23 protein-coding genes are annotated in these 26,313 nt (G+C 72.5%); 9 read left to right on the top strand and 14 right to left on the bottom strand.

The features are described 5' to 3' along the window. Positions 1–167: 167 nt before the first annotated feature. The 11 genes from GA0074692_RS01990 to mraZ form a co-directional block, all read right to left on the bottom strand. Complete coding sequence (locus tag GA0074692_RS01990) at positions 168–983, bottom strand: cell division protein FtsQ/DivIB (RefSeq protein ID WP_091638781.1); 816 nt, start codon at positions 981–983, stop codon at positions 168–170. Further along, positions 980–2,527 (bottom strand): UDP-N-acetylmuramate--L-alanine ligase, encoded by a 1,548-nt coding sequence (gene murC / locus GA0074692_RS01985; RefSeq protein ID WP_091638780.1) that lies wholly within the window; start codon positions 2,525–2,527, stop codon positions 980–982. Before murC ends, GA0074692_RS01990 begins: the two co-directional genes overlap by 4 nt. Positions 2,528–2,555: 28 nt before the next feature. After that, on the bottom strand, positions 2,556–3,662 hold the full coding sequence (murG, locus tag GA0074692_RS01980) for an undecaprenyldiphospho-muramoylpentapeptide beta-N-acetylglucosaminyltransferase (RefSeq protein ID WP_091638779.1): 1,107 nt from the start codon (positions 3,660–3,662) through the stop codon (positions 2,556–2,558). After that, positions 3,662–5,071 carry an FtsW/RodA/SpoVE family cell cycle protein gene (locus GA0074692_RS01975; protein ID WP_091652383.1) on the bottom strand — a complete coding sequence of 470 codons (1,410 nt, stop codon included), beginning with the start codon at positions 5,069–5,071 and terminating at the stop codon, positions 3,662–3,664. The genes murG and GA0074692_RS01975 overlap by 1 nt, the downstream gene beginning before the upstream one ends. A 276-nt stretch (positions 5,072–5,347) precedes the next feature. Next, entirely contained in the window at positions 5,348–6,475 is a 1,128-nt protein-coding gene (mraY, locus tag GA0074692_RS01970; protein ID WP_091638778.1) for a phospho-N-acetylmuramoyl-pentapeptide-transferase, read from the bottom strand. After that, the gene (locus tag GA0074692_RS01965; protein WP_091638777.1) at positions 6,472–7,869 is read right to left on the bottom strand and encodes a UDP-N-acetylmuramoyl-tripeptide--D-alanyl-D-alanine ligase; all 1,398 of its coding nucleotides are present in this window, start codon (positions 7,867–7,869) and stop codon (positions 6,472–6,474) included. The genes mraY and GA0074692_RS01965 overlap by 4 nt, the downstream gene beginning before the upstream one ends. Beyond that, the gene (locus GA0074692_RS01960; RefSeq protein WP_091638776.1) at positions 7,866–9,410 is read right to left on the bottom strand and encodes a UDP-N-acetylmuramoyl-L-alanyl-D-glutamate--2,6-diaminopimelate ligase; all 1,545 of its coding nucleotides are present in this window, start codon (positions 9,408–9,410) and stop codon (positions 7,866–7,868) included. The genes GA0074692_RS01965 and GA0074692_RS01960 overlap by 4 nt, the downstream gene beginning before the upstream one ends. Before the next feature lie 91 nt (positions 9,411–9,501). Next, positions 9,502–11,766, bottom strand: a complete 2,265-nt coding sequence (locus GA0074692_RS01955) for a peptidoglycan D,D-transpeptidase FtsI family protein (protein WP_091638775.1) — start codon at positions 11,764–11,766, stop codon at positions 9,502–9,504. A 3-nt stretch (positions 11,767–11,769) separates the two neighbouring features. Then, positions 11,770–12,378: a cell division protein FtsL gene (ftsL, locus tag GA0074692_RS01950; protein WP_091638774.1), complete on the bottom strand. Its 609-nt coding sequence runs from the start codon at positions 12,376–12,378 to the stop codon at positions 11,770–11,772. After that, positions 12,375–13,487 (bottom strand): 16S rRNA (cytosine(1402)-N(4))-methyltransferase RsmH, encoded by a 1,113-nt coding sequence (gene rsmH / locus GA0074692_RS01945; protein WP_091652379.1) that lies wholly within the window; start codon positions 13,485–13,487, stop codon positions 12,375–12,377. The genes ftsL and rsmH overlap by 4 nt, the downstream gene beginning before the upstream one ends. 208 nt (positions 13,488–13,695) lie before the next feature. Next, the gene (mraZ, locus tag GA0074692_RS01940) at positions 13,696–14,127 is read right to left on the bottom strand and encodes a division/cell wall cluster transcriptional repressor MraZ (RefSeq protein WP_091638773.1); all 432 of its coding nucleotides are present in this window, start codon (positions 14,125–14,127) and stop codon (positions 13,696–13,698) included. Positions 14,128–14,568: 441 nt separating this feature from the next. On the opposite strand from mraZ, the gene GA0074692_RS01935 reads away from it, so the two are divergent. From GA0074692_RS01935 to GA0074692_RS01925, 3 genes are read left to right on the top strand one after another with little or no spacing between them, the layout of a single operon-like run. Next, entirely contained in the window at positions 14,569–15,816 is a 1,248-nt protein-coding gene (locus tag GA0074692_RS01935) for a MurT ligase domain-containing protein (protein WP_091652374.1), read from the top strand. Continuing rightward, positions 15,806–16,525 (top strand): type 1 glutamine amidotransferase, encoded by a 720-nt coding sequence (locus GA0074692_RS01930; protein ID WP_091638772.1) that lies wholly within the window; start codon positions 15,806–15,808, stop codon positions 16,523–16,525. Before GA0074692_RS01935 ends, GA0074692_RS01930 begins: the two co-directional genes overlap by 11 nt. Further along, positions 16,522–17,226, top strand: coding sequence for a TVP38/TMEM64 family protein (locus GA0074692_RS01925; protein ID WP_091638771.1), 705 nt, complete (start codon positions 16,522–16,524; stop codon positions 17,224–17,226). The genes GA0074692_RS01930 and GA0074692_RS01925 overlap by 4 nt, the downstream gene beginning before the upstream one ends. A 21-nt stretch (positions 17,227–17,247) precedes the next feature. Here the strand turns inward: GA0074692_RS01925 and GA0074692_RS01920 are convergent, their stop codons facing one another. Both GA0074692_RS01920 and GA0074692_RS01915 read right to left on the bottom strand, forming a co-directional pair. Beyond that, positions 17,248–17,940: a response regulator gene (locus tag GA0074692_RS01920; protein WP_245730069.1), complete on the bottom strand. Its 693-nt coding sequence runs from the start codon at positions 17,938–17,940 to the stop codon at positions 17,248–17,250. Then, on the bottom strand, positions 17,937–19,115 hold the full coding sequence (locus tag GA0074692_RS01915) for a sensor histidine kinase (protein WP_091638770.1): 1,179 nt from the start codon (positions 19,113–19,115) through the stop codon (positions 17,937–17,939). Before GA0074692_RS01915 ends, GA0074692_RS01920 begins: the two co-directional genes overlap by 4 nt. Before the next feature lie 133 nt (positions 19,116–19,248). Here GA0074692_RS01915 and GA0074692_RS01910 point away from each other — a divergent pair, with 133 nt between their 5' ends. Together GA0074692_RS01910 and GA0074692_RS01905 are read left to right on the top strand one after the other, a co-directional pair. Next, the gene (locus GA0074692_RS01910; protein WP_176738259.1) at positions 19,249–20,163 is read left to right on the top strand and encodes an ABC transporter ATP-binding protein; all 915 of its coding nucleotides are present in this window, start codon (positions 19,249–19,251) and stop codon (positions 20,161–20,163) included. Next, the gene (locus tag GA0074692_RS01905; protein ID WP_176738258.1) at positions 20,160–21,050 is read left to right on the top strand and encodes an ABC transporter permease; all 891 of its coding nucleotides are present in this window, start codon (positions 20,160–20,162) and stop codon (positions 21,048–21,050) included. The genes GA0074692_RS01910 and GA0074692_RS01905 overlap by 4 nt, the downstream gene beginning before the upstream one ends. Before the next feature lie 42 nt (positions 21,051–21,092). On the opposite strand, the gene GA0074692_RS01900 is transcribed toward GA0074692_RS01905, so the two are convergent. Beyond that, positions 21,093–21,854 (bottom strand): FadR/GntR family transcriptional regulator, encoded by a 762-nt coding sequence (locus GA0074692_RS01900; RefSeq protein ID WP_245730067.1) that lies wholly within the window; start codon positions 21,852–21,854, stop codon positions 21,093–21,095. Positions 21,855–22,025: 171 nt separating this feature from the next. Between GA0074692_RS01900 and GA0074692_RS01895 the strand changes: the two genes are divergently transcribed. From GA0074692_RS01895 to dgoD, 4 genes are all read left to right on the top strand, one after another. After that, positions 22,026–23,312, top strand: a complete 1,287-nt coding sequence (locus tag GA0074692_RS01895; protein ID WP_176738257.1) for an ABC transporter substrate-binding protein — start codon at positions 22,026–22,028, stop codon at positions 23,310–23,312. Between the two features lie 78 nt (positions 23,313–23,390). Then, entirely contained in the window at positions 23,391–24,341 is a 951-nt protein-coding gene (locus tag GA0074692_RS01890; RefSeq protein ID WP_218106522.1) for a carbohydrate ABC transporter permease, read from the top strand. Further along, positions 24,338–25,153, top strand: coding sequence for a carbohydrate ABC transporter permease (locus GA0074692_RS01885; RefSeq protein ID WP_091638767.1), 816 nt, complete (start codon positions 24,338–24,340; stop codon positions 25,151–25,153). The genes GA0074692_RS01890 and GA0074692_RS01885 overlap by 4 nt, the downstream gene beginning before the upstream one ends. A gap of 7 nt (positions 25,154–25,160) precedes the next feature. Beyond that, positions 25,161–26,309 carry a galactonate dehydratase gene (gene dgoD / locus GA0074692_RS01880; protein WP_091638766.1) on the top strand — a complete coding sequence of 383 codons (1,149 nt, stop codon included), beginning with the start codon at positions 25,161–25,163 and terminating at the stop codon, positions 26,307–26,309. Positions 26,310–26,313 lie beyond the last annotated feature (4 nt).

The raw sequence follows: 26,313 nt of genomic DNA, 5'->3' as shown, positions 1-26,313 counted from the left end.
CCCGTGAAGACGAAGGGCTTAACCTTCACCCTCTACTAGAGACTTACGGTTATGTCAACTACTGATCCTCTTCCGGGCAACGTAAGCGTCCCCGTGCGATGAGCCAAGGACCTGACCGGCGTGTCGTCGCCGAGAGCGGGCAGGCTCACCCTCCCCGGCCTTCCGGTTCACCTAAACGTCACCACGTCGGGGGCGCTGACGTCGATGGTGTCGGCATTCCGACCGAGCAGGGTGGTCGCCACCCGGGCCTTGTCCGCGCCCCGGGTAGCGTCGCCCCAGACGACCGTGCGTCCACCGGAGAGCCGGACCGTGATCCGGGCCAGCCCCTCCACGGTGACGTCCACCAGCGCCTCCCGGAGCTGCGGGGTGAGCGCGGCGAGCACGTCCAGCGCCGCGCGGGTCTCCGGGTCGTCCGGGCCGGGCCGGGCCACCCGTGCCAACGGCAGGTCCGCCGGGCGACTCGGCTCGGTCCGGAACGCCACCCCGGCCCGGTCCACCACGACGAACCGCTCCCCCTGCGGGACCACCGCCACCGGCGTCCGTTCCACCACCCGTACCACCAGGGACCCCGGCCACTCCCGGGTCACCGTGGCCCGCTCCACGGGCGGCAGCTCGCCGATCCGGCGGGCCGTCGCCGCCAGGTCGACCCGGGCCAGTGGTACGCCGTCCGGCACCGCTGCCGCCTCGCGGACCTGCACCGGGGTGACCAGCTCCGCGCCGACCACCCGTACCTCGCGGACGCCGAACAGGCCGGTGCCGAGTAGCACCCAGGCGACCAGTCCGGCCAGGGCCAGCACGCCGCCCGCCACCGCCCACGGCAACGCGGCGCGCAGTCGGCGCTGCCGGGCACGCTGCATGAACCGGCGGGTCGACGGCGGCACCGCGTCGGTACCGGCCCGGACGAGCTGCCACCGGCGGGCCGGGCCGCGCCGTCCGCCGGGCTCCGCGCCGGCCGTCCGCCCCCGCGCCGGGCCGGGGCTCATCCGGCCGCGGGCGACGCGCCGGCCGTACCGGCGGTGGGGGCGTCTCCGGCGGCTTCGGTGACCGGCGCGGTGGTGGTGCCGACCGGGGGCCCGGCGGGCGCCGGCCCGGCCGCGCCGGGATCACCGGTACGGGCCAGCAGCGCGTCGAGGAGCTGGTCGCCCATCAGCGAGATCGGCGGCGCGCCCATGGTCACCACCACGTCGCCGGGGCGGGCCCGCCGGGCCACCTCCACCGGCGCCGCCTCCCACGAGTCGACGAAGACCTTCCGCTCGGCCGGCAGGTCGATCGCCTCGATCAGGGCGGCTGACCCCTCCCCCGGCTGGCGCAGCTCCCCCGGGCCGAAGACCTCCAGCAGCACCACCTCGTCGGCGATGGCCAGTCCCTCGGCGATCTCCGCCTGGAGATCGCGGGTGCGGTAGAGCCGGTACGGCTGGAAGACGACGATCAGCCGGCCGTCCCCGGCCACCTCGCGCAGCGTCTGCAGGGCCAGCGTGATGGAGGTCGGGTGGTAGGCGTACTCGTCGTAGACCAGGACGTCGTCGGCGACCCCCTTGCGCTCGAACCGCCGCCGGACCCCGGGGAAGGCCGCCAGCGCGTCCGTGGTGGCGGTCGTCGGCAGCTCCAGCAGGTACGCGGTGAGCACCGCGGCGGCGCTGTTGAGTCCCATGTGGCGACCGGGCACCGGCAGGCGGATCTCCCCGAGCGAGCGTCCGTCCACCTCGGCCAGGTAGCGGACCCCCCGGGCCGACGAGGACATCCCGGTCAGCCGCAGGTCGGCGTCGGGCGCCTCGCCGTACGTGTGCACCCGGCGACCCTCGGCCCGCAGCGTCGCGGCCAACTCCCGGGTGGCCGGGTCGTCGGCGCAGGTGACGATGAAGCCCTCCGGGTCGGTGAGCCGGGCGAAGTCGGCGAAGGCCGCCTTCAGGGTGGCGAAGTCGCCGTAGGTGTTGAGGTGATCGGGCTCGATGTTGGTGATCACCGAAACGAACGGCCGGTAGATCAGGAACGACCGGTCGCTCTCGTCCGCCTCCACCACGAAGTACTGCCCGGTGCCGTGGTGCGCGCCCGAACCCACCTCGGAGATCTCCCCGCCGATGACGAACGACGGGTCCTCCCCGGCCTGCTGGAGCACCATGGTCGCCATCGAGGTGGTGGTGGTCTTGCCGTGCGTGCCGGCGATCGCCACCGCCCGCCGTCCGGTCATCGCCGCGGCCAGGGCCTCGGAGCGGTGCAGCACCCGCAGCCCGCGCCGGCCGGCCTCCACCATCTCCAGGTGGTCCGCCGGAATCGCCGACGAGTAGACCACGGTGTCCACGCCGTCGAGGTTGGCCGGTTCGTGGGTCATGTGGATGGTGCCGCCCAGGGCGCGCAGCCCGGCCAGCGAGGGCCACTCCCGCAGCTCGCTGCCGGTGGTACGGATGCCCCGGGTGAGGAAGAGCCGGGCCAGGCCGCTCATGCCGACCCCGCCCACCCCGATCAGGTGGATGGTGCCCAGGTCCTCGGCGGTGAGTGTGCCGGCCGGGGAGAACTGCGCGGTATTCATCAGGTGCCTTCCGTCGTAATCGCCCGGGTCATCGGGCCACCGCCTCGTGGACGAATCGGAGCAGCGCCTCGTCGCCGTCGCGGCGGCCGTAGTTGGCGGCGGCGGCGCCCATCTCGGCGAGTCGGCGCGGGTCGCGGATCAGCGGGATCACCGTCCGCTCCAGCCAGTCCGGGGTGAGTTCACCGTCGTCGACCAGCAGCCCGCCACCGGCCTCCACCACGGGCAGCGCGTTGCGCTTCTGCTCCTGGTTGCTGTGCGGGTACGGCACGTAGATGGTGGGCAGCCCGATCGCGGCCACCTCGGCGCAGGTCATCGCGCCGCCCCGGCCGAGCATCAGGTCGGCGGCGGCGTAGCCCAGCTCCATCTCGGACAGGTAGGGCAGGGTGACGTACGGCACCGGCAGGTCGGAGGGGATCGGCACCGGCTCGTTGCGGGCGCCGATCACGTGCAGCACCTGCACGCCGTAGCGGGCCAGCTCCTTGGCCGCGCCGGAGACCGCGAGGTTGATCGAACGGGCCCCCTGCGAGCCGCCGGCCACGAAGAGGACCGGCAGGTCGGGACGGAGTCCGAAGCGGGCCCGGGCGGCGTTGCGGTAGGCGACCCGGTCCAGCCCGGCGATGCCCCGGCGCAGCGGAACCCCGACGACGCGGGCGTCCCTCAGCACCTCGGCCTGCACCGGCTGGTGGGGGAAGCCCACCGCCACGTGCCGGGTGAACTTCATGCCGAGCCGGTTGGCCACGCCCGGCGGCACGTTGACCTCGTGGATGACGATCGGCAGCTCCCGCCGCCAGGCGGCGAGGTAGCCGGGCACCGAGACGTACCCGCCGAAGCCGACGACCACGTCGGCGCGTACCTCGTCGATCACCTTGCCGGCGGCGCGGGCCGCGGTCCACATCCGCGTCGGGGTCTTCACCAGGTTCATGTTGACCGAGCGGGGCAGCTGGTAGGCGGGAATCGTCCGCAGGTCGTAGCCGTGCGGCGGGATCAGCTCGTTCTCCAGGCCCTTGGGTGTGCCCAGGCAGGTGATCCGGACGTTCGGGTCGTGCCGGCGGAGGCAGTCGGCGAAGGCGAGCAGCGGGTAGATGTGCCCCCCGGTGCCCCCTCCACAGAGCACCACCGAGCGCAGCGGACCCATCAGCGTCTCCTCTCCCGTGCCGATCCGGCACGCGCCCGGGTGCCCCGGACACGCGGCACGGTCTCCTCGTCGTCGTCTTCCCGCCGCGCCCGCGCCCGGGGTACGGACCCACGGGCGGCCGGGGGCGTCGCCGGCCGGCGACGCCGGCCGGGAAGCGGCGGCAACGGGGCCCACACTAGTCGGACCCATTTGGCCGGTGGACGGGCGTGCAGGGCTCGGGCGGCGTCCGGCTCGGCGCGGGCGAAGGAGGCGAGCATCCCGATCGCGGCGAGGGTGACCACCAGGGCGCTGCCACCGTCGGAGATGAACGGCAGGGGCAGGCCGGTGATCGGCAGCAGCCCCACCACCCCGCCGATGTTGATCACGGCCTGGCTGACCAGCCAGGTGGTGACGGCGGCGGCGGCGAGCCGCCGGAACGGGTCCTCGACCCGGCGGGCGATGCGCAGCCCGGTGTACGCCAGCACCGCGAACAGCACCAGCACCACGACGCAGCCGACCACCCCGAGTTCCTCGGCGATGATGGCGAAGATGAAGTCGTTGTCGGCCGCGGGGAGCCAGTTCCACTTGGTCCGGCTCTGGCCGAGCCCGGTGCCGAACCAGCCGCCCAGGTCGATGGCGTAGCGGGCCTGGTCGGCCTGGTAGCAAGGATCGCCACACTGGTCCGGGGGAGGCCGGTTGATGAAGTAGGTGAGCCGGGCAAGGCGGTAGTTCTCCTCGCCCTTCTCGCCGGAGCCGGCGCCGAGCGAGGCGACCGCCACCAGCAGGCCCACACCGATCAGACCGACCACGGAGAGCACGGCGAAGACCCGCTTACGGACCCCGGCCGCCCAGAGCAGTCCGATCACCAGGGCCAGCAGGCAGAGCATGGTGCCCAGGTCGTTGTAGCCGACCAGGACGAAGAGCAACCCGACCACCGGGAAGAGCGGGGTCGCCAGCTCCTTCCACCAGCCCAGCTTGACGCCCTTGCGGGCGACCACGTCGGCGCCCCAGAGCACCATGGCGAACTTGGCCAACTCGGAGGGCTGCAACCCGATCGGGCCGAGGTAGAGCCAGAGCAGCTCCGCCTCGAACGGGCCGATCTTCGGATCGGTGTTGAACAGCCGGCCGTACGCCAGCAGCAGGTTGAGCAGCACCAGCAGCCCCACCGACAACCCCAGCAGCGGTCCGCCGAGCACCCGGAAGGTACGGGCCGGCAGCCGCTGGCAGGCCCAGAAGGCCACGATGCCGACCACCGCGAAGATCGCCTGCTTGGTGAGCGCGGCGAAGGCGTTCCCCTGCTCGGCGTACGCCTTCACGCTGGTCGCCGAGAAGACCATGGTCAACCCGATGACCAGCAGCAGGCCGGCGCTGGAGATCAGCAGGTAGTACGAGGCCAGCGGCCGGGCGAGCAGACCGCGCAACGCCGCCAGCCCGCCGACGGCGTCCAGCCCGCGCAGCGGCGCGGGCGGGTCGGCGGTACGCCCCGCGACACTGCCGCGCGACTGCCCGTCGACCGTCCTGCCGGTTTCCCTGTCCTCCCCCACCCGCCCATCATCGCCGCTGGTGCCGCCGGCTTCGCGCGGAACCCCCGACTCTCGGCGTGTCGGCTGCCGCGCCGGGGTGGTTGCAGGGGTCCCCTGCTACCGCTTTTTGCGTAACAAGGGACCCCTGCTACCACCCGACGGGGCGTCACCACCCGACGGGCGTCAGCCGCCAACGTTGGCGAGGAACTCGCTGTAGAAGAGGCCGAGCGCGATGGCCACCCCGATGCCGGCGATGATCCAGAACCGGACCACGATGTTGACCTCGCTCCAGCCGGCCAACTCGAAGTGGTGCTGGAGCGGGGACATCCGGAACACCCGCTTGCCGGTGGTCTTGAAGGAGATGATCTGGATGACCACCGACATGGTGATGATCACGAAGAGCCCACCGATGATCGGCAGCAGCAGCACGGTACGGGTGGACATCGCCATGCCGGCGATCAGCCCGCCCAGGCCGAGCGCGCCGGTGTCGCCCATGAAGATCCGGGCCGGTGAGGTGTTCCACCAGAGGAAGCCGACACAGGCGCCGGCCGCCGCGCCCGCGATCAGCGCGATCTCCAGCGGGTCCCGGACGGTGTAGCAGTAGTCCTCGGTGTAGTTCGGGTCGGCGCACCAGTGCCGGTACTGCCAGAACGCAATCAGCGCGTACGCGGCGAGCACCATCACCGACGCGCCGGTGGCCAGGCCGTCCAGACCGTCGGTGAGGTTGACGCCGTTGGTCGCCGCCATCACCACGAAGATGAAGATGACCACCGAGGCGATCTTGCCGATGTCCAGCGCCGGGATGTCGCGGATGAAGCTCAGGGTGGTGCTGCCGACGGTCTCGACGTTGGTGATCGCGCCGCTCGCGTCGGTCATGCTGCTGGGGAAGTAGAGCGCCACCACCCCGAAGACCGCGCCGACCAGGATCTGGCCGAGCAGCTTGCCCCGCGCGCTCATGCCTCCGCTGTTGCGCTTGCGGACCTTGAGGAAGTCGTCGATGAAGCCGACCGCGCCGGAGAACACCATCAGACCGAGCAGCACCAGCGCGGTGATGGTCGGCTCGACCTGGGCGATCTGCTGGTCCGGCAGGGTGGTCAGGGCCAGGTGCCCGGCGACGTACGCGATGACCGTCGCGACGATGAACACCACGCCGCCCATGGTGGGCGTGCCCTTCTTGCCCTGGTTGCTGGCGAGGCCGATGGATCGGATCGGCTGCCCGGCCTTGAGCCGGGTGAACACCCGGATGGCGATCGGGGTGGTGAGCAGCGAGACCAGGAAGGCCACCCCGATGGCCACGATGACGGCCCTCATGAGGCGCTCTCACCTCCGGTGCCGACACGCAGCGCGTCGACCACCTCCCAGGTGCGGTACCGGGAGCCCTTCACCAGGACCACGTCCCCTGGCCGTAGCTCACTGCGGAGCGCCTCGACGGCCGCCGCCTGATCGGTGAGCAACACCGATTCTCCTCCCCAGTTCCCTACCGCTGTCGCGCCTGCTTGGATCGGTGCCGCCGCCTCGCCCACCACGAGCAGCCGGTCGACACCCAGTTCGGCCGCGATCCGGCCGACCTCCTGGTGCCCGTCGACCTCGAACGGGCCGAGTTCGGCCATGTAGCCGAGCACCGCGATCGTCCGCCCGTCCCGCCGCATGCCGGCCAGCGCGCGCAGCGCGACCGCCATCGACGCCGGGTTGGCGTTGTACGAGTCGTCGATCACCGTCACCCCGTCGGGGCGGTCGAAGACGTCCATCCGCCGGGTCGAGACCAGCCCCAGCCCGCCGAGCGCCTCGGCCAGGTCGGCCAGGGGCATGCCCAGCTCCCGGGCCACCGCCGCGGCGGCCAGCGAGTTGGAGACCTGGTGCCGGCCGGTCAGTCCGAGCCGCACCGGGGCGCTGCCCTCCGGCGTGACCAGCGTGTACGAGGGGCGTCCCCGGTCGTCCAGCGTCACGTCGGTGGCCCGCACGTCGGCGTCGACCGCCTCGCCGTAGCGGACCACCCGGCCCCGGGTACGGGTGGCCATCGCCGCCACCAGCGGGTCGTCGGCGTTGAGCACGGCGAGCCCGTCGACCGGCAGCGCCTCGACCAGTTCCCCCTTGGCCAGGGCGATCGTCTCCCGGGAGCCGAACTCCCCGAGGTGCGCCACCCCGACGTTGAGCACCACCGAGATCCGGGGCGGCACCACGTCGCAGAGGTAGCGGACGTGCCCCACCCCACGGGCGCCCTTCTCCAGCACCAGGAACCGGGTCTCCGGCCCGGCCTGCAACGCCGTGTACGGGTGGCCCAGCTCGTTGTTGAACGACCCCGGCGGGGCCACCGTCGGGCCGAGCCGGACGGCGAGCTGGGCGATGAGGTCCTTGGTGCTGGTCTTGCCGGAGGAGCCGGTGACCCCGACGACGGTGAGCCCCGGCAGCCGGTCCACCACCGCGCGGGCCAGTCGCCCCATCGCGGCGAGCGCGTCGGCGACCAGCACCATCGGCACGCCGGGCACCTCGCGGGTGCCGAGCACGGCGACCGCGCCGTCGGCCACCGCCCGGGCCGCGTAGTCGTGCCCGTCGACCTGGTCGCCGGGGAACGCGACGAACAGCCCGCCGGGGCGCACCTTGCGAGAGTCGAACTCGACCGGGCCGGTCACCGTGGCCTGCGGGTCGCCGGCGACCAGTCGCCCGTCGACGGCGGCGGCCACCTCGGTCAGCGTCAGTGCGATCACGACTGCCCCACCCGGTCAGCGAAGCGGGCCCGCAGCGCGTCGGCCAGCTCCGTACGGTCGTCGAACGGCAGCAGTTCGCCGCCGATTTCCTGGCCGCGTTCGTGCCCCTTGCCGAGCACGGCGACCACGTCGCCCGGACCGGCCAGCCGGACCGCCTCGTCGATGGCAGCCCGGCGGCCGGCCACGTCGCGGACGGTCACCGGCCGGGCGTCCGGCGCGCTGGCCGCTGTCTCGGCGCCGGCCCGGACCTCGGCCCGGATCGTGGCCGGATCCTCGGTGCGGGGGTTGTCGTCGGTCACCAGGACCACGTCGGCGCCCTGTGCGGCGGCCGCCCCCATCACCGGGCGCTTGCCCCGGTCCCGGTCGCCACCGGCCCCGATGACGCAGATCAGCCGGCCACCGTCGACGGTCAGCTCACGCAGCGCGGTCAGCGCCGCCACGATCGCGTCCGGCTTGTGCGCGTAGTCGACCACGCCCTTCACCGGGCCGGGCGCGCGGACCAGCTCCAGCCGCCCCGGCACGCCCGGACAGTCGGCCACCCCGGCGGCGGCGGTGGCCGGGTCCACCCCGACGGCCACCAGGCTGGCGAGGGCGAGCAGGGCGTTGGCGACGTTGTGCCGGCCGGGCAGCGCCACTCCGGCGGACAGGGTCAGCCCGTCCGGGCCGTGCGCGGTGAACCGCTGGGCGTAGTCGGCGTCGTCGACGTCCGAGGCCCACCAGGTGGCGGTCGGGTCACCGGCGGCCGAATAGCTGACCGTGGCCGACCTGAACAGCGGACGCAGCGCCGGGTCGTCGAGGTTGAGGATCTCGGTGGCACAGCGGCCGTCGAAGAGCCGGGCCTTCGCGGCGAAGTAGTCGGCGGAGTCGGCGTGGAAGTCCAGGTGGTCGGAGCCGAAGTTGGTGTAGCCGCCGACGGCGAACCGGACGCCGCCGACCCGTCCCATGGCCAGCGCGTGGCTGGACACCTCCATGACCACTGCGGTCACCCCGCGCTCCCGGGCGGCGGCGAGCATGGCGTGCAGGTCGGTGGCCTCCGGAGTGGTCCGGACGCTGTCCACCACCAGGTCGCCGAGGCGGGTCTCCACGGTGCCGATCAGGCCGGTGGTGTGCCCGGCGGCGCGCAGCCCCGACTCGACCAGGTACGCGGTGGAGGTCTTGCCGGCGGTACCGGTGACCCCGATGACGGTGAGTCCCTCGGTGGGGTCGCCGTAGACGGCGGAGGCGAGCGGGCCGAGCGCATCGCGCGGGTCCGCGACGACCAGCACCGGCAGACCGGTGTCGGCCACTGCCGCCCGCCCGGCCTCGTCGGTCAGCACGGCCACCGCCCCGGCCGCCGCCGCACCGGCGGCGAACTCCGCGCCGTGCCGACGGGCGCCAGGCAGCGCGGCGTACAGGTCGCCGGGGCGGACTTCCTGGCTGGCGTGGGTCACCCCGGTCACCGGCACGTCCGCGGCCTGCGCCGGCGGCTCGACACCGAGCCGGGCGGCGAGCTCGCCGAGCCGGACTCCGATCACGGTACGGGGGCGTGGATTGCCGGACACGGCGTCAGACCCTACCCGGTCGGTCGCTGGGGGCCGCACAGCCGCCCCGGTGGTTCGTCCCCACTCACCGATGATGTCCCGATGTGCCTGGTCAGCGCGGATAGACCGTGAACTCCGGTCGCTTCTCGGCAGTCGGGGGCACCTTGTAGTGGCGCAGGGTGAAGCCCATCATGTCCCGGAAGGCGGGACCGGCGATCGCGCCGCCCCCACCGCCCGGGGTGTGTGCGAAGACGGCGATCACGTAGCGCGGGTTCTCCGCCGGGGCCATGCCGATGAACGAGGCGACCTCGCCGGGCTGCCGTTTCCCGTCGACCAGCCGCCAGCCGGTGCCGGTCTTGCCGGCGATCCGGTAGCCGGGGACGGCGGCGGTGAGGCCGGTGGCGCTCTCGACGGTGGTCACCGCCTCCAGGATGGTACGCAGCGCCTTGGCGTTCTCCGGACTGAGCACAGGCCGGGTGGCCGACGGCTCGGTCGGGGTGCGCTTGCCCTCCGAGTCGATCGTCTCCTTGACCAGGCGGGGCTGGACCCAGGTGCCGTTGTTGGCGATCGCCGCGTACACGGCGGCCATCTGCAACGGGGTCGCGTCCACGCTGTGCCCGATCGGCACCGACCCGGCCGACGAGTCGCTCCACTCCGCCGGGGGCAGCAGCCGGCCGGACGCCTCGCCGGGCATGCCCACCCCGGTCGGCTTGCCCAGGCCGAACCGCTGCTGGTACTCGTACAGCTTCTCCTTGCCGAGCCGGTCGGCGATCGTGATCGTGCCGACGTTCGAGGAGTACGCCATCATCCCGGCCAGGCTCATCGTCCGCCCGTTCGCCTTGTGCGTGTCGCGGAACGGGGTGTCCCCCTTCACGATGACGTTCGCCACCGGGAAGGCCGTGTCGGGCGTGATCACGCCCTCCTGGAGGGCTGCGCCGAAGGTGATCGCCTTGTGCACCGAGCCGGGGTCGACCACGAAGCTGGTGGCGGCGTCCGTCCGGTCGGTGGGCTTGCTCTTCCTCGGGTCGGCGGCGTTGTAGGTGGGGTGGCTGGCCTGGGCCAGGATCTCGCCGGACCGGATGTCCATCGCGACCGCCGCGCCGGTACTGCCGCTGACCTTGGCCATCTGGTCGCTGAGGATCTCCTGGAACCGGTACTGGAGATCCCAGTCGAGGGTGAGCGTGAGCGAGCTGCCCGGCTTCGCCTCGGTGGTCTCGCTGCGGCCGCCGGGGATCGGCGCGTTCAGGTCGCCCGCGCCGCCTTCGAAGATCCGCTTGCCGTCCACGCCGGCGAGCAGGTCGTCGTAGCGGGCCTCCAGCCCTTCCAGCCCGACCATCTCCTGGCTGGTGAAGCCGATCAGGTTGGCCGCCAGGTCGGCGCCGGGCACCTCGCGGCGCTCGTCGCGGTGCGCGCCGATGCCGGGCAGGTCCAGCGCCATGATCTTCTTGGCGGTGTCGATGGTGACGCCCCGGGCGAGGTACTCGAACTCGGACGGGGTGCCGCCCGGCCGGACGCGCGGGGCCATCCGCTCCGCCAACTCCGACACCGGGATGCCGAGCAGCGGGGAGAGCGCCTTGGCGGTGGCCGGGACGTCCTCGACCCGGGTCGGGTCGGCGAAGACGTACCGGGCCTCGACGCTGTGCGCCAGCACGTTGCCGTTCCGGTCGTAGATCGCCCCGCGCGGGGCCGGCAAGTCCACCGTCCGCAGCCGGTCGGTGACCCCGCCGCCGGCGTACGCGGGCGCCTCCACGGCCTGGAGCGCGACCAGCCGGATGCCGATGACGGCGAACAGGGCGAGGGTGAGGACGGTGCCGAGCCGCAGCCGGCGGCGCGGGTCGGCGAGCAGGAGCGGACGGCGGGGCTTGCGGCTGGGGCGCCGCGCGGTGGACGCCGGCCGGGGGGTACGGCGGCGGGGTGGCGGCTCGTCGCCCCGGGCGGCCCGGGTGTCGGCCGGTTCGACGGTACGGATCACCGTGGCGCGGGTGGTCGGGGCAGCCCGGCGACCGGTGCGTCCGGCGGTGGCCCGGCCTCCGTCGAGCACCTGGAGGGCCGGGCGGAACGGATCGGCGGAACGGGCGCGGCGCTGGTCCGCGCGGGTGGTACGGCGGGCGGCGGCGGTGCGCTCCTCGCGCTCGCTGCGGCCGGGCAGCCCCGGCTGGCGGGCGGCGCGGTCACCGGCCCGCGCGGTGCCCGCGCGCTCGTCGCGCTCCTCCCGGCTCTCCCGGACGGTACGACCCCGAGGCGTGTACGAGCGTGCGTCGGAGATCCCGCCGACGCCCGGCTCACGTGGCTCGCCGCCCCGGTTGCCGGCGGCACGCGACGAACCGCGCCGGGAGCCTGTGGCGTCCCGGCGCGGTTCCTCTGGTCTCGGGGCCACGGGTCAGTCTCCCGCGCCCTGCTGGCTGGTGATGGCCGGCTGGCCGCCCGCCGGGCGGGGTACGCCGATCAGTTGGCCGTCCGGCAGTTGGATGAAGGCTGGATCGTCCGACTCGACCAGCCCCAGCTTGCGGGCCTCGGCGGTCAGGTTGCCCGGCGCCTCGGACTCGGCGATCCGCTTCTCCAACTGCTGCTGGTCGACGTCGAGCTTGGCCTGCTGCTGCTGGAGCTTCTCCAGCTTGAAGGCGTTTTCGTTGATCTTGGTGTTGACCAGCAGGATGCCGAGCACCCCGCCGACCACCAGGACCAGGACCATCCCCACGAAGGGCGCCCTCGGCACGGAGACCGGCGGCGGCGGTGCCACCCGCAGCCGCGGCGCGGTCGGCCGGGTGCCGCCGGTGGCGCGCTCCTGCGGCCGCAGCGCGGCACTGCCCTGGGTCGGGAACTCGCGCGCCCCCCGGGCGCGAGTCTCACCCGGTCGCTGGGTACGGTCCGATGCGGTGGCACCGGCGCCGACCCGCGTGGTCCGCGCCGCCGCGGTCCGGCCCCCCGACCGCGGTGTACGCTGCCCCGCGCCGGGGAGCTCCCGGCGCTCGCGCTTGTTGACGTTCATGATCCCTCCCCCTCTTCCTCGTCCGTCGTCCTGCCGTCGTCCGGGACCGACCCCGGGTCCACACTGGAACCCTTGGTCAACCCCACCCCCTGGTGCATCGCCCTGACCCGCCGGCGGTACCGTTCGCGTCCGGCACCTTCCCGGCGTTCCGCGTCGGGGTCGATCCGCTCCGCAGCCCGCAGCCGCACCGAGGCGGCCCGTGGGTTCGCCGTGACCTCCGCCTCCCCGGGCAGCTCGGCGCCCCGGCTGAGCAGCCGGAACGTCGGGCCGGTGCCGGGCAGTTCGACCGGGAGGTCCACCGGACCCCGAGTGCGGGCCCGATCGGCGAGCGCCGCCTTGGTGAGCCGGTCCTCCAGCGAGTGGTAGGACAGGACCACCATGCGGCCACCCACGGTCAGCGTGTCGAGCGCGGCCGGCAGTGCCGTCTCCAGCACCGCCAGTTCCTTGTTTACCTCGATCCGTAAAGCCTGAAACGTTCTCTTTGCCGGGTGTCCGCCGGTTCGTCGGGCCGGTGCCGGAATGGCCTCCACCACCAGTTCGGCCAGCCGGGCCGACGAGGTGATCCGCGACCGTTCCCGCTCCCGGATGATCGCCGAGGCGATCCGCCCGGCGAACCGCTCCTCGCCGTAGGTCCGCAGGACGCGGGCCAGGTCCGGATGGGCGTAGGTGTTGACCACGTCCTCGGCGGTCGTCCCCCGGGTCTGGTCCATCCGCATGTCCAACGGGGCGTCCTGCTTGTAGGCGAAGCCCCGGTCGGGCTCGTCCAACTGCAACGAGGAGACGCCGAGGTCGAACAGGATCCCGTCGACGGCCGGCACCTTCAGCCGGTCGAGGACGTCCGGTAGTTCGTCGTAGACCGCGTGCACCAGGTGGACCCGGTCGGCGAACCGGGCCAGCCGGGCCCGGGCGTGCGCCAGGGCCTCGGTGTCCCGGTCCAGGCCGATCAGCGTGGTCCGGGGGTGCGCCTCGAGCACCGCCTCGGCGTGTCCGCCCAGTCCCAGCGTGGCGTCGACGTGGACCGTCGACCCGGGCCGGTCCAGCGCGGGGGCCAGTAGCTCGAGACACCGCTCGAGCAGCACCGGCACGTGCGTGCCACGCAACTCCCCCATGTCGACCCCCACTGGTACCGGACCTTCTCTCTCGTGTTGTCTGCGTCGGCGCTCCGACACCCCTCGTACCGCCAGATCCCCATCCGCTCCCGCCCGCTCCCCGACCGCGGCTCGAGGAGACCGGATCGTGCCCCTGGCACCGGGGAAGGGGCGCCAGGAACGCGAAGCGGCTGGAGATCTCGCAGTACGTCGGGCGTCGTCGCACGCCCTACAGACCGCCGGGCAACACCCCCTCGGAGATGTCGGAGAACTCCTCCTCGTTCGCCTCGAGGTAGGTGTCCCACGTCGAGCGGTTCCAGATCTCCACCCGCGTATGCGCGCCGATGACCGCCAGGTCGCGGTCGAGGTCTGCGTACGCACGCAGGTGAGCGGGGATGGTGACCCGACCCTGTTTGTCGGGAACCTCGTCGTGCGCGCTGGCGAAGAAGACCCGGCTGTACGCCCGCGCGGCCTTGTGCGTCATCGGTTGCTGACGCAACTGGTCGGCGATGCGCTGGAACTCGGGCGCGGGGAAGACGTAGAGGCAGTGCTCCTGCCCTTTGGTGATCACGACACCCCCCGCCAGTCCGTCCCGGAACCTCGCCGGAAGAATCAACCGGCCTTTGTCGTCCAGGCGTGGAGTGTGGGTGCCGAGAAACACGGCCCAACCCCCTCGCCCTTCGGCGGCGTTCGCGGCGCCGCTGACCCCCCGGGCCGGTGGGCCCTCCCGGCCTCACCAATGCGCTCCACTCTACTCCACTTCCCTCCACCCGCAACCAGAATCGACCGTTCGGCGCGTCGCGCGAAAAGACAAAACCGCACGTCAGAGCGGGTGGAGCGAAGTGGAGGGGTGGAACCGCCCGTCGGCCACGTCCGTTTTCCGACATTGATCGACTCCATCCGGTGGACCAAGATCCACCCGCCCGGCGGGCAACCCGCCGCCGCCCGGCGACAGGGCCGTCGCCGGGCGGCGGAGCGCCCGCGTCCGCCCGGCCGAGCAGCCACCCCGGCAGGTGGAGGTCCCCGCCCGAACGGTTCACCGTCGGCAACGATCTGACGGAGTGACCGGTCCGGTAACCTCGCTCGGGTGACGGACGCGAAGATGCCCCTACGGGCAAAGGTGGCCAGCTCCGTGTCGCGTACGGCCGCGGCACTGTCGCGGGCCGCGGGCCGTGGAGACGGCTCGGTGATCGGCGGATGGATCGGCCTGAAGATCGACCCGGACCTGCTGGCCCACCTCTCGGCGGGGCGGGCCATCGCCCTGATCTCCGGCACGAACGGCAAGACCACCACCACCCGGCTCACCGCCGCGGCGGTCGGCGTGCTCGGCACCGTCGCGACCAACTCCTTCGGGGCCAACATGCCCACCGGCCACACCTCCGCGCTGGCCAAGGCCGGCAGCACCCCGTACGCGGTGCTCGAGGTGGACGAGCACTACCTGGCCCAGGTCATGGAGGCCACCGAGCCGCACGTGGTGGCCCTGCTCAACCTCTCCCGGGACCAGCTCGACCGGGCCAAGGAGGTGGCGATGATGGCGCAGCTCTGGCGAGCCGCGCTGGTCCGCCACCCGGAGCTGCGCGTGGTGGCCAACGCCGACGACCCGATGGTGGTCTGGGCGGCCACCCCGCCGGCCAGCCACGACCACCGGATCACCCCACCCGCGGTGACCTGGTTCAGCGCCGGCCAACGGTGGCACGACGACTCGTGGGTCTGCCCCGAGTGCGGGTCGTCCATCGAGCGCAACGGCGAGCAGTGGTGGTGCACCGGCTGCCCGCTGCGCCGGCCACAGCCGCACTGGGTGGTCGAGGACGACGGCGTGGTGGACCCGACCGGCGCGTGGCACAAGGTCGTCCTCCAGCTCCCCGGCCGGGTCAACCTCGGCAACGCGGCCACCGCCCTCGCCGTCGCCGCCGAGTTCGGCGTCCGTCCGGTGGACGCGGTCTCCCGGCTCGGCTCGGTCACCTCGATCGCCGGCCGGTACGCGCAGGTCGACCGGGACGGGCGCAACATCCGGCTGCTACTGGCGAAGAACCCGGCGAGCTGGCTGGAGGCCTTCGACATGGCCGACCACGCGCCGACACTGCTCTCCATCAACGCCCGCGACCCCGACGGCCTGGACACCTCCTGGCTGTTCGACGTCGACTTCGCCCCGCTGCGCGGCCGGCAGGTGTTGATCACCGGCGACCGGGCCTTCGACCTGGCCGTCCGCCTCGACGTCAACGACGTGCCGTTCCAGCACGTCCGGTCGTTCGGCGAGGCGGTCCGCAGCGTGCCGCCGGGCCGGCTGGAGGTCATCGCCAATTACACCGCGTTCCAGGACATCCGAGCGGAGTTGGACCGTGTCAACTGAGAGCCTGCGCATCGTCTGGATCTACCCCGACCTGCTCTCCACCTACGGCGACCGGGGCAACGTGCTGATCCTGGCCCGCCGGGCGCGGCAGCGCGGCATGCCGGTCGAGGTCTACGAGGTCCGTTCCGACCAGCGGCTGCCCACCGCCGCCGACATCTACCTGATCGGCGGCGGCGAGGACGGCCCACAGGCGCTCGGCGCGCAGCGGATGCTCGCCGACGGCGGGCTGCACCGCGCGGTCGCCCAGGGTTCGGTGGTCTTCGGCGTCTGCGCCGGCTACCAACTGCTCGGCACCTCGTTCTTCGCCAAGGGCGCCCGCTGCCAGGGGCTGGGCCTGCTCGACCTGGAGTCCGACCGGGGTCCGTCGCGGGCGGTCGGCGAGCTGGCCGGGGAGATCGACCCACGGCTGGGCATCCCGTCCCTGAGCGGCTTCGAGAACCACGGCGGACGGACCCACCTGGGGCCGGGCGTCGCCCCGCTGGCCCGGGTCACCGCCGGGGTGGGCAACGACGGCCAGACCGAGGGCGCCTGGCGGGGCAAGCTGCTCGGCACCTACTCGCACGGTCCGGCGCTGGCCCGCAACCCGGCCCTGGCCGACCTGCTGCTGAGGTGGGCCACCGGGGCGCACCAGCTCCCGCCGCTGGACGACACCTGGCCCGATCGGCTGCGTGGCGAACGCCGGGCCGCGGTGGCCGCCGCCCGACCATGATCCCGACGGTCCGGCGGCTGCTCGGGCAGCGGTCGGCCGTCCGTTTCGCGTCCCTGCTGCTCCTGCTGGGGTGCTTCGCGCTGCTGCTGGTGCTGGTGCCCCGGCCGGAACTGGCCGAGCTGCCGGCGCACGCCGACCGGCTGGGCCGGGCCGCCCCGGTGGCCGCCATCGTCGGTGGCGCGCTGCTGATGGTCGCCCTGGTGCCGCGTACCTTCGTCACGCTGGCCTCGGGGGCGCTCTTCGGTTCCCTGGCGGGGGCCGGGTACGCCCTCGGCGCGGCGCTGCTCGCGGCGGCGCTCGGGTTCGCGGTCGGCCGGGTCCTCGGCCGGGACTTCGTCGCCGAACGGACCCGGGGCCGGCTCGCCCGGCTGGACGGTTGGTTCACCCGGCAAAGCGTGCTGGGCGTGATGACCGTACGGCTGCTGCCGATCTCCGGGTTCGGGCTGGTCAGCTACGGCTACGGCACCACCGGCGCACGGCTGCTGCCGTTCCTGGTGGGCAGCGTGCTCGCCTCCGCGCCCACCGCCTTCGGCTACGCGGCGCTCGGCGCGGCGGCCAGCACGCCGGACGAGGTGAACTGGCTGACCGTCACCCCCGCCGGGCTCGGTCTGGTCGCCACCGTCGCGCTCGGCCACACCTGGTGGCGGGCCGAACGCGCCCGCCGACGCGCCGGAGCCGGGACGGTTAGCCCGCCGGGGTGACCAGGTCCGGCATCGCGGTGGTCAGCCCGCGGGAGTGACCAGGCCGGCGTCGTAGGCGGCGATGACCAGGTGCACGCGGTCCCGGACGCCGAGCTTGGTGAGCAGGCGTCCGACGTGCGCCTTCGCGGTGGCCACGCTGATCACCAGTTCGGCGGCGATCTCGCTGTTGGACAGGCCCCGACCGACCAGCGTCAGCACCTCCCGTTCCCGCCCGGTCACCCCGTCGAGGGGCCGGGGGCGGGCAGCCGGCGCGGCACGTCGGGCGAACTCGGCGACCAGCCGACGGGTGACGCCCGGCGCGAGCAGGGCGTCACCCGCTGCCACCACCCGGATCGCGCCGAGGATGTCGTCGAGGGCCATGTCCTTGACCAGGAAGCCGCTCGCCCCGGCCCGCAACGCGGCGTGCACGTGGTCATCGTCGTCAAAGGTGGTGAGGACCAGGACCCGGCTCGGACCGCCCTGCGCGGTGATCGCCGCGGTGGCCCGGATGCCGTCCATCCCGGGCATCCGCAGGTCCATCAGCACCACGTCGGGCCGTACGTCACGGGCCAACCGGACGGCGTCCGCGCCCGTGCCCGCCTCGCCGACGACCTCGATGTCGGGCGCGTCCGTGATGAGCACCCGCAGTCCGGCGCGGACCAGCGGCTGGTCGTCGACGAGCAACACCCGGATCCGACCGGACCCGGTCCCGGCGGTCTCCCCCGGCGCGGTCACCGCGTCACCGCCGCCGGCAGGGGCAGCCGTACGGCGACCCGGAAACCTCCATCGGGACCGGGAGCCGCGGTGAATTGACCGCCCAGCAGCCCGACGCGCTCCCGCATGCCGACGATGCCGTGCCCCTCGCCGCCGACCGGCCCACCCCGGCCGTCGTCCACCACTTCCACACCCAACTCGTCGGCACGCTGCTCGACCACCACCCGGCAGGTGTCGGTGCCGGCGTGCCGCACCACGTTGGTGACCGCCTCCTGCACGATGCGGAACACGGCCAGGCCGATGTCGTCCGGTACGGCTTCGGCCCGCCCGACCCGGCGCAGGTCGACCCGGACCCCGGCGTCCGCCCCGGCGGCGACCAGCCGGTCCAGGTCGTCCAGGCCGGGCGTCGGATCCAGCGACGACGCGGACGCCGGGCGACGCAACGCGCCGAGCGTGCGCCGGAGCTCGGCGAGGGTGTCCCGGCTGGTGGCCTCGATGGTCCGCAGCGCGGCCCGCGCCTGCGCCGGCTGGGTGTCGATGACCCGGGCGCCCACACCGGCCTGGATGGCGATGACCCCGATGCTGTGGGCCACCATGTCGTGCAGTTCCCGAGCGATGCGCAGCCGCTCGGCGGTGACCGCCTCGGCGGCGGCGTGCGACCGCAGCGTTGCGGCGTAACGGCGTCGGGCCCGCACCGAACTGCCCACCGTCGCGGCGGTGACGATCGCCAGGATCGAGAGGACGGCGCGGTTCACCGGGTCCGTGCCGGGGTTGACGAAGGCCACGACGATCTGCACCACGAGCACCAGCACGGTGGCCGGCAGGGCGAGCCGGCGGGAGCGGCTCGCGGTGACCACGCCCACCGTCACGTCCACCACGAGGAACTGCAGGTACCAGATGTCGGAGAGATAGCTGGCCTCGGCGGAGTTGACCGTCAGGGTGACCACGGTCGCTCCGGCGAGCATCAGCCCGAGGGCGACCAGGGGGCGTCGCGGCAACAGACCGGCGGGAAGGGCGACCACCAGGGCCGGCAGCAGGTAGCGCATCGGGATCCACCAGTCGCCGAATCCGAGTCCGCCGCCGGTCTCCGCCATTGGGGCGTAGAGCACGACGACGGGTTGCGCGGCGACGCCCACCCAGGGCAGCACCGACGACAGGACGGCCGGAAGGCGGCGCGGCGGCACGGCGACAGGCATGCCGCACACGGTAGCCAGGCCGGGCCGGGGTGGACATCGGCCCGTGGGCGTACGCCCTGGGGCGTACCGCCGGTGGTCGGATGTGGCCGCCAGCCCGACGACCGGGCGGGGGCGGCCCGACAGCCTGGACCACATGATCCGACTGACCTCGCTGACCAGACGGTACGGCCGCACGACGGCCGTCCACGACCTGACCCTCACCGTGCGCTCCGGTCACGTGACCGGATTCCTCGGCCCCAACGGGGCCGGCAAGTCCACCACGCTCCGCATGATCCTCGGTCTCACCGCGCCGACGAGCGGCACCGTCACGGTGGACGGTGTCCGGTTCCGGGACCGGCCACGCGGGCTGCGCCACGTCGGCGCGCTCCTCGACGCGGCCGACGTGCAGGGCGGACGCGGTGCCGAGGCACACCTGCGCGCCCTGGCCCGCAGCAACGGCATCCCGCGTTCCCGGGTCGACGCGACGCTGCGCGAGGTGGGCCTCGCCGGGGTGGCCCGGCGGCGGGTCGGCGGATTCTCACTCGGCATGCGGCAACGGCTCGGAATCGCCGCCGCGCTCCTCGGTGACCCGCCGGTGGTGCTCTTCGACGAACCGTTCAACGGGCTGGACCCGGAGGGGGTGCGCTGGGTGCGCGGCCTGTTCCGGGAGCTGGCCGGTCAGGGACGGACGGTCTTCGTCTCCAGCCACCTGATGAGCGAAATGGAACACTGCGTCGACCGGCTCGTCGTCATCGGCCGGGGACGGCTCCTCGCCGACCAGAGCCTCGCCGAGTTCGCCGCGACGAGCGGTGGGAGCACCGTGTCCGTCCGCACCCCGCAGGAAGGCGCGCTCACCGCCCGGCTGACCGCGGAGGGCGGCGTGGTCCGGGCCGAGGACGACGGGACGGTCACGGTGACCGGCCTGAGCGCGGCACGGGTCGGCGACCTCGCCGCCGCCCACCGGATCCCGGTGCACGAGCTGGTGACCCGTACCCCCTCGTTGGAACAGGCGTTCATGGCGCTGACCGCGACCAGCGTCGAGCACCGCGCCGGGGAGGTGGCCCGATGACCACCGCCGACCACCGGAACACCGCCGCCGGCCGGGGTGGCGTCGACGCTGCTCGGGGCAGCGGCGACACCCGCCCGGCCACGGCGACCGGGCCGGTCCGCTTCCAGGACCTGGTCGCCGCCGAATGGATCAAGCTCTGGTCGCTCCGGTCGACCTGGGGCGCCCTCGGGCTGATCCTGCTCGCCACGGTCGGGTTCGCTGTCCACGCCAGCCTCGACACCCGCCGCCGGTGGGCGGACTGGCCGGCTGACCGTCGGGACGTGCTGAACCCCCTGTGGGACGCGTTCCCCCAGCAGACGCCGCTCTTCGTGGTGCTCGCCGCGAGCAGCCTCGGCGCGGTCGCGGTCGGCGGCGAGTACGCCTCCGGGATGTTCCGGACGACCTTCGCGGCGGTCCCGGCGCGCGGGTCCGTGGCCGCCGCGAAACTCGCCGTGCTGACCGCCGCCACCACGGCCCTGGGGCTACTCGGTTCGGCGACCGCCTTCGGTGTCTCCCAGGCGATCCTGGCCGGACGGGGTGGCATGTCGGTCGGTGAGCCGGGCGCGCTGCGGGCGATCGTCGCGTCCGCGCTGCTGGTCCCGCTCTGCACTCTCGTCGGCGCCGGGCTCGGCGCACTGGTGCGTCACACCGCGCCCGCGATCGTCACCGCCGCGACCGTCCTGCTCCTGCTGCCCACTGCGGTCGACGACGACGAACGGTGGACCGCCCTGCTCCGGCACTCCATGCCGGTGCCCGCCTGGCAACGTCTGATCGAGCGCGGCGACGCACCCCCCTGGGTGGACATCGCCCACCGGGCCACGGTCGGCGGCGCGTGGGCCACGTACGCCGGCTGGGCGCTGGTGGCCACCCTGGTCACCGTGCTGGTCGTCCGGCGACGCGAGCCCTGACGACCGGAGCGGATCAGGACGGGGACCGGCGGGGCCGGGCGGTCAGTGGCCGCCGGGCTCGCCGGTCTGTTCCCAGATCGCACTCATCTCGCGGAAGGCCTGCTCCATGAGCTGCACCATGGCCCGGCGGGCACGTTCGCCGTCGCGTCGCTGGATCGCCTGGGCCACCTCCGCGTGCAACTGGAGGGCCTGCTCGTGCGGCTGGTGCGGCATGAGGTGGTGCTGGTGGCGGCCGGTCAGCACCTCCGCGACCAGATCCTGTAGCCGGACGAACATCTCGTTGCCGGAGGCCACCAGGATCCGCCGGTGGAACTCGATGTCCAGTTCGAGGAAGCGCTCCTCGTCCCCGGCCTTTCCGGCGGCCCACATCTTGGCCGCGAGCCCGACGAGGTCGCTCGCCTCGTCGTGACCGACCCGTGCGGCGGCGAGCAGGGCGGCGTGCGGCTCGACGGCGGTACGCAGCTCGGTGATCGAGCGGAGCTGGGCGATGCGGCCGGACGAGGCGAGCCGCCAGCGGATCACCTGCGGGTCGAAGACGTTCCAGGCGTCGTTCGGCCGGATCATGACCCCGACGCGGCGACGGGTCTCGATGAACCCGATCGAGGCGAGCACCCGCAGCACCTCGCGGACGACCGATCGGGACACGGCGTACCGGTCGACCAGGTCGTCGATGTTGAGGACCATCCCGGGTCGCAGTTCGCCACCGCAGATGGCCGTGCCGAGGTTGTCGAGGACCCGGGCGTGCAGACCAGCCTCGACCGGGACGACGAGGGCGACTGCCGCCCCTGGGGCGGACTCTTCCACGGGTTGGAGCATATCAGTTGGGTCTACCCCTTGAATAAATCTGCTTTTTCGGCCTAGCATCCCGTTGTTAAGCGGACGTAAAACGCCAGGTGGCGACCGTCGAGACGACGGACACGTCCCCCCGGCAGGCGGCCGGCCCCCAACGCGGCCACGGCATAAGGAGAGTTGGACGTGAGACGTCGAGCAGTCATCGGCACCACCCTGGCGGCGGCCATCACCCTGGGCCTGACCGCCTGCGGCGGCGGGGACGACGCCGCAGCGTCGAACACCGTGCGCGTGACGCTGGTGAACCACGTGTGGAGCGAGAACATCAAGAAGGCCCTGCCGGAGTTCGAGAAGCAGTCGGGCCTGAAGGTAGAGGTCACCCAGCTCGGCGAGGACCAGCTCTCCGACCAGTACAACGTCAAGCTGAACGCCGGGTCCAGCGACCTCGACGTGATGATGTACCGGCCGTTGCAGGAGGGGAAGCTGTTCGCCTCGAACAAGTACCTCGCCGACCTGACCGACAAGGCCAAGTCGGACGGCGCGTTCGAGTTCGGTGACTTCCAGGCCGGACCGGTGCAGGCCACCACGCACGAGGACAAGGTGGTCGGCGTACCGATCATCACCGAGCAGGAGGTCCTCTACTACCGCAAGGACCTGCTGGAGAAGTCGGGCTTCACCGCCCCGCCGACGACCCTCGACCAACTCAAGGCGCAGGCGGCGAAGGTCGAGGCGGACAACCCGGGCGTGGCGGGCTTCGTGTCCCGCACCGGCAAGGCGGCCGCCGTGACGCAGTTCTCCAGCTTCCTCTACAGCTTCGGCGGCGACTTCGTCGACGCGAGCGGCAAGGCCTCGGTCAACACCGAGCAGGCCAAGCAGGCGTACGCCTACTACGGCGGGCTGCTGCGGGAGCACGGCCCGGAGAACGTCAGCACCGACATGAGCTGGTCCGAGGCGATGGCGATCTTCACTCAGGGCAAGGCGGCGTTCTACACCGAGGCCAACTCGCTCTACAAGAACGCCACCGACCCGGCCAAGTCGAAGGTCTCCGACACGGTCGGCTTCGCAGCCTTCCCCGCCGGCCCGGCCGGCTCCAAGCCGTACAACATCCCCTCCTGGGCGCTCGGCATCAACGACGCCTCCAAGAACCAGGACAACGCCTGGAAGTTCATCCAGTGGGCGGCCGGCAAGGAGCAGGCACTGGCGCAGCAGAAGGCCGGCGTGCCCGGCGCCCGCGCCTCGGTGTGGGCGAACCCGGAGGGCACGGCAACCTTCCCGAAGGACCTCGCCGAGGCCACCACGGCCAGCACCGCCAACGGCGTCGGACACGACCGTCCGCTGGTGGTGAAGGTCGCCCAGGCGCGGGAGATCGTCGGTCAGCCGATCGTCGACGCGATCACCGGCAAGGACTCGGCCGCCTCGGCGGACGCGGCCAACGAGGCGTTCCAGAAGTTCCTCGACGACGAGGCGAAGTAGCCCGAAGCGCAGGTGGCGGGGCCGTCCGGCCCCGCCACCCGAGCGCCGGGACCTGGCCCTGACCCACCGGGAGACCTCATGTCAGCCGTCACCACACCAGTCACCAGATCGCCCGATAGTCGTCCGGCCTCCCCGGATACGTCGGCCTGGTCGCGCTGGGCCAACGAGCACCGCAAGTGGCTCTTCGCGGCACCCGCGATGGCGTTCGTCGCCGTTCTGATCGTCTTCCCGGTGGCGTGGACCGGATACCTCAGCCTGACCGACGCCGAGGGTTCGGTACGCGCCGAGTCCGAGTTCATCGGCTTCCAGAACTACCTCGACGTCCTCGGCGACACCGACCGGTTCTGGCCAGCGGTGTGGCGTACGGCCGCCTTCACCGGGGTCGTGCTCTTCTTCGAGATCGTGCTCGGCATGGCGATCGCCCTGCTGTTGTGGCGACCGTTCCGTGGCGAGAAGTGGGTCCGGGTCGCGATCCTCCTGCCACTGGTGGCCACCCCGGTCGCGGTCGGCATGATGTGGCGGCTGATCTTCGATCCCAACATCGGCATGGCGAACCAGGTGCTCGGCTGGTTCGGGATCGGCCCCCAGCCCTGGCTGGCCGGTCAGGGCTCGGCCCTGCCGACGACGATGTTCATCGACATCTGGCAGTGGACCCCGATGGTGGTGCTGATCCTGCTCGCCGGCCTGACGTCGCTCTCCGACGAGCCACAGGAGGCGGCGCTCATCGACGGCGCCAGCACCTGGCAGCGGTTCCGGCACGTCACCCTGCCGCTGGTGATGCCCACCGTGATCGTGGCGATCCTGCTGCGCGGCATCGACGCGCTGAAGACCTTCGACATCCTCTACGCCACCAAGGGACGCGGAGGCGGCTCCTTCCACGAGGTGGAGACCCTCAACGTGTACGCCTACGGCCTGAGCTTCGACTACAACGAGTACGGCGTCTCATCGACAGTTCTCATCATCTTCTTCCTGATCATCATCGGGGTGATGTGGGCCCTGACCTACCGCAAGAAGGGGCTGGACCGATGAAGCTGCGCAGGCCGTACAAGATCTTCCGGACGGTGGCGCTCACCCTGGTGGTGCTGTCGCTGATGGCGCCGCTGATCTGGATGATCGCCGCCTCGTTCAAGACGAACGTCGACATCTACGACACCGACAAGGCGTTCGCCTTCTCCCCCACGCTGGACAACTACGCCAACGTGCTCCAGCAGGCGAACTACGTCCAGTTCATCGGCAACAGCCTCTGGGTGGCGTTCGCCGCCACCGTGCTCTCGCTCCTGCTCGGGGTGCCCGCCGCGTACTCGATGAGCCGGTTCAACATGAAGAAGTCCGCGCTCGTCGTGCTCATGGCGCGGGTCATCCCCGGCGTCTCGCTGCTGGTGCCCTGGTACTACGTCTTCTCGAACCTGCAGATGGTCGGCGGGTTCACCGTGCTGGTCCTCAGCCACATGTTCGTGTCGCTGCCGCTGATCGTCTACATCATGATGGGCTACTTCGACGGCCTGCCGACCGAACTCGAGGAGGCGGCGCTCGTCGACGGGCTGACCCACATCGAGGCGTTCCGGCGGATCACCCTGCCGCTGTCGGTGCCCGGCATCGCCACCGCGGGCATCCTGTCCTTCATCTTCTCCTGGAACAACTTCATGTTCGCCCTCGTGCTCTCCGGCGCCGACACCAAGACGCTCCCGGTGGCGATCTTCGACTTCGTCGGCTACGCCAGCATCGACTGGGGCGGCCTGATGGCGGCGGCCACCGTGGTCACCCTGCCGATCATGCTGATCGCCCTGTTCGTACAGAAATACGTCGTCTCCGGCCTCACCGCCGGCGCCACGAAGGGCTGAGAACAGCATGACGAAGATCGCACGGGTGGAGACCTTCCTGGTCGCGCCGCGTTGGCTGTTCGTCCGGGTCGAGACGGAGTCCGGCATCGTCGGCTGGGGCGAGGCGACCTGCGAGGGACGGTCCGAGACCGTCCGCACCGCCGTCGAGCAGCTCAGCGAACTGCTGGTCGGCCGGGACGCGCTGCGCATCGAGGACCACTGGCAGGTCATGACCAAGGGCTCGTTCTACCGGGGCGGGCCGATCCTGGCCAGCGCCGTGGCCGGGCTCGACCAGGCGCTGTGGGACATCGCCGGCAAGCGGTACGGGGCACCGGTACACCAGTTGCTCGGCGGCCCGGTCCGGGACCGGATCCGGGTCTACGGCTGGGTCGGCGGCGACGAGCCGAACGAGGTCCGCGACCAGATCAGCGCCGCGATCGAGACGGGCCTGACCGCGGTGAAGATGAACGCGTCCGGTCGGATGAGCGCGGTCGCGTCGGTCGCCGAACTCGACGGGGTGGTCCAGCGGGTGGCCGCCGCCCGCGAGGTGCTCGGCGACGAGCGGGACGTCGCGGTCGACTTCCACGGCCGGTTCACCCTCGCCACCGCCCGCCGGGTCGCCCCGCTGCTCGAGCCGTACCGGCCGTTCTTCCTCGAGGAACCGGTGGTGCCGGAGAACTCGCACCTCATCGGCGAGTTCGTCCGGTCCACCACCACGCCGGTGTCGACGGGTGAACGGCTCTACAACCGGCAGGAGTTCCTACCCGTGCTCCAGGCCGGCATCGCGGTCGCCCAGCCGGACCTCTCGCACGCCGGTGGCATCACCGAGGTACGCAAGATCGCGGCGCTGGCCGAGGTGTACGACGTCCAGCTCGCCCCGCACTGTCCGCTCGGGCCGATCGCGCTCGCCGCCTGTCTCCAGGTCGGCTTCGCCACGCCCAACTACCTGATCCAGGAACAGAGCATCGGCATCCACTACAACCTCGGCGCCGAGGTGCTCGACTACTGCCTCGACAAGGCCCCGCTGACGTTCGTCGACGGGTACGTCGAGCGACTCACCGGGCCCGGCCTCGGCATCGAGATCGACGAACACGCCGTACGGACGGCCGACAAGCGCGGGCACGCCTGGCGTAGCCCCACGTGGCGGCACGCCGACGGCTCCTACGCGGAATGGTGATCAG

The organism is Micromonospora pallida (assembly GCF_900090325.1).
Taxonomy (GTDB): domain Bacteria; phylum Actinomycetota; class Actinomycetes; order Mycobacteriales; family Micromonosporaceae; genus Micromonospora; species Micromonospora pallida.
This window is presented reverse-complemented; position numbering and strand designations above follow the sequence as displayed.

Excerpts from the sequence above, each read along its gene's own strand:
- GA0074692_RS01890 (WP_218106522.1), top strand. The coding sequence starts at position 23,391 with ATGTCAGCCGTCACCACACCAGTCACCAGATCGCCCGATAGTCGTCCG.
- mraY (WP_091638778.1), bottom strand. The coding sequence starts at position 6,475 with ATGAGGGCCGTCATCGTGGCCATCGGGGTGGCCTTCCTGGTCTCGCTG.
- murG (WP_091638779.1), bottom strand. The coding sequence starts at position 3,662 with ATGGGTCCGCTGCGCTCGGTGGTGCTCTGTGGAGGGGGCACCGGGGGG.
- GA0074692_RS01915 (WP_091638770.1), bottom strand. The coding sequence starts at position 19,115 with ATGCCTGTCGCCGTGCCGCCGCGCCGCCTTCCGGCCGTCCTGTCGTCG.
- ftsL (WP_091638774.1), bottom strand. The coding sequence starts at position 12,378 with ATGAACGTCAACAAGCGCGAGCGCCGGGAGCTCCCCGGCGCGGGGCAG.
- murC (WP_091638780.1), bottom strand. The coding sequence starts at position 2,527 with ATGAATACCGCGCAGTTCTCCCCGGCCGGCACACTCACCGCCGAGGAC.
- dgoD (WP_091638766.1), top strand. The coding sequence starts at position 25,161 with ATGACGAAGATCGCACGGGTGGAGACCTTCCTGGTCGCGCCGCGTTGG.
- GA0074692_RS01925 (WP_091638771.1), top strand. The coding sequence starts at position 16,522 with ATGATCCCGACGGTCCGGCGGCTGCTCGGGCAGCGGTCGGCCGTCCGT.
- GA0074692_RS01910 (WP_176738259.1), top strand. The coding sequence starts at position 19,249 with ATGATCCGACTGACCTCGCTGACCAGACGGTACGGCCGCACGACGGCC.
- GA0074692_RS01905 (WP_176738258.1), top strand. The coding sequence starts at position 20,160 with ATGACCACCGCCGACCACCGGAACACCGCCGCCGGCCGGGGTGGCGTC.
- rsmH (WP_091652379.1), bottom strand. The coding sequence starts at position 13,487 with ATGGGGGAGTTGCGTGGCACGCACGTGCCGGTGCTGCTCGAGCGGTGT.
- GA0074692_RS01990 (WP_091638781.1), bottom strand. The coding sequence starts at position 983 with ATGAGCCCCGGCCCGGCGCGGGGGCGGACGGCCGGCGCGGAGCCCGGC.
- GA0074692_RS01885 (WP_091638767.1), top strand. The coding sequence starts at position 24,338 with ATGAAGCTGCGCAGGCCGTACAAGATCTTCCGGACGGTGGCGCTCACC.
- GA0074692_RS01935 (WP_091652374.1), top strand. The coding sequence starts at position 14,569 with ATGCCCCTACGGGCAAAGGTGGCCAGCTCCGTGTCGCGTACGGCCGCG.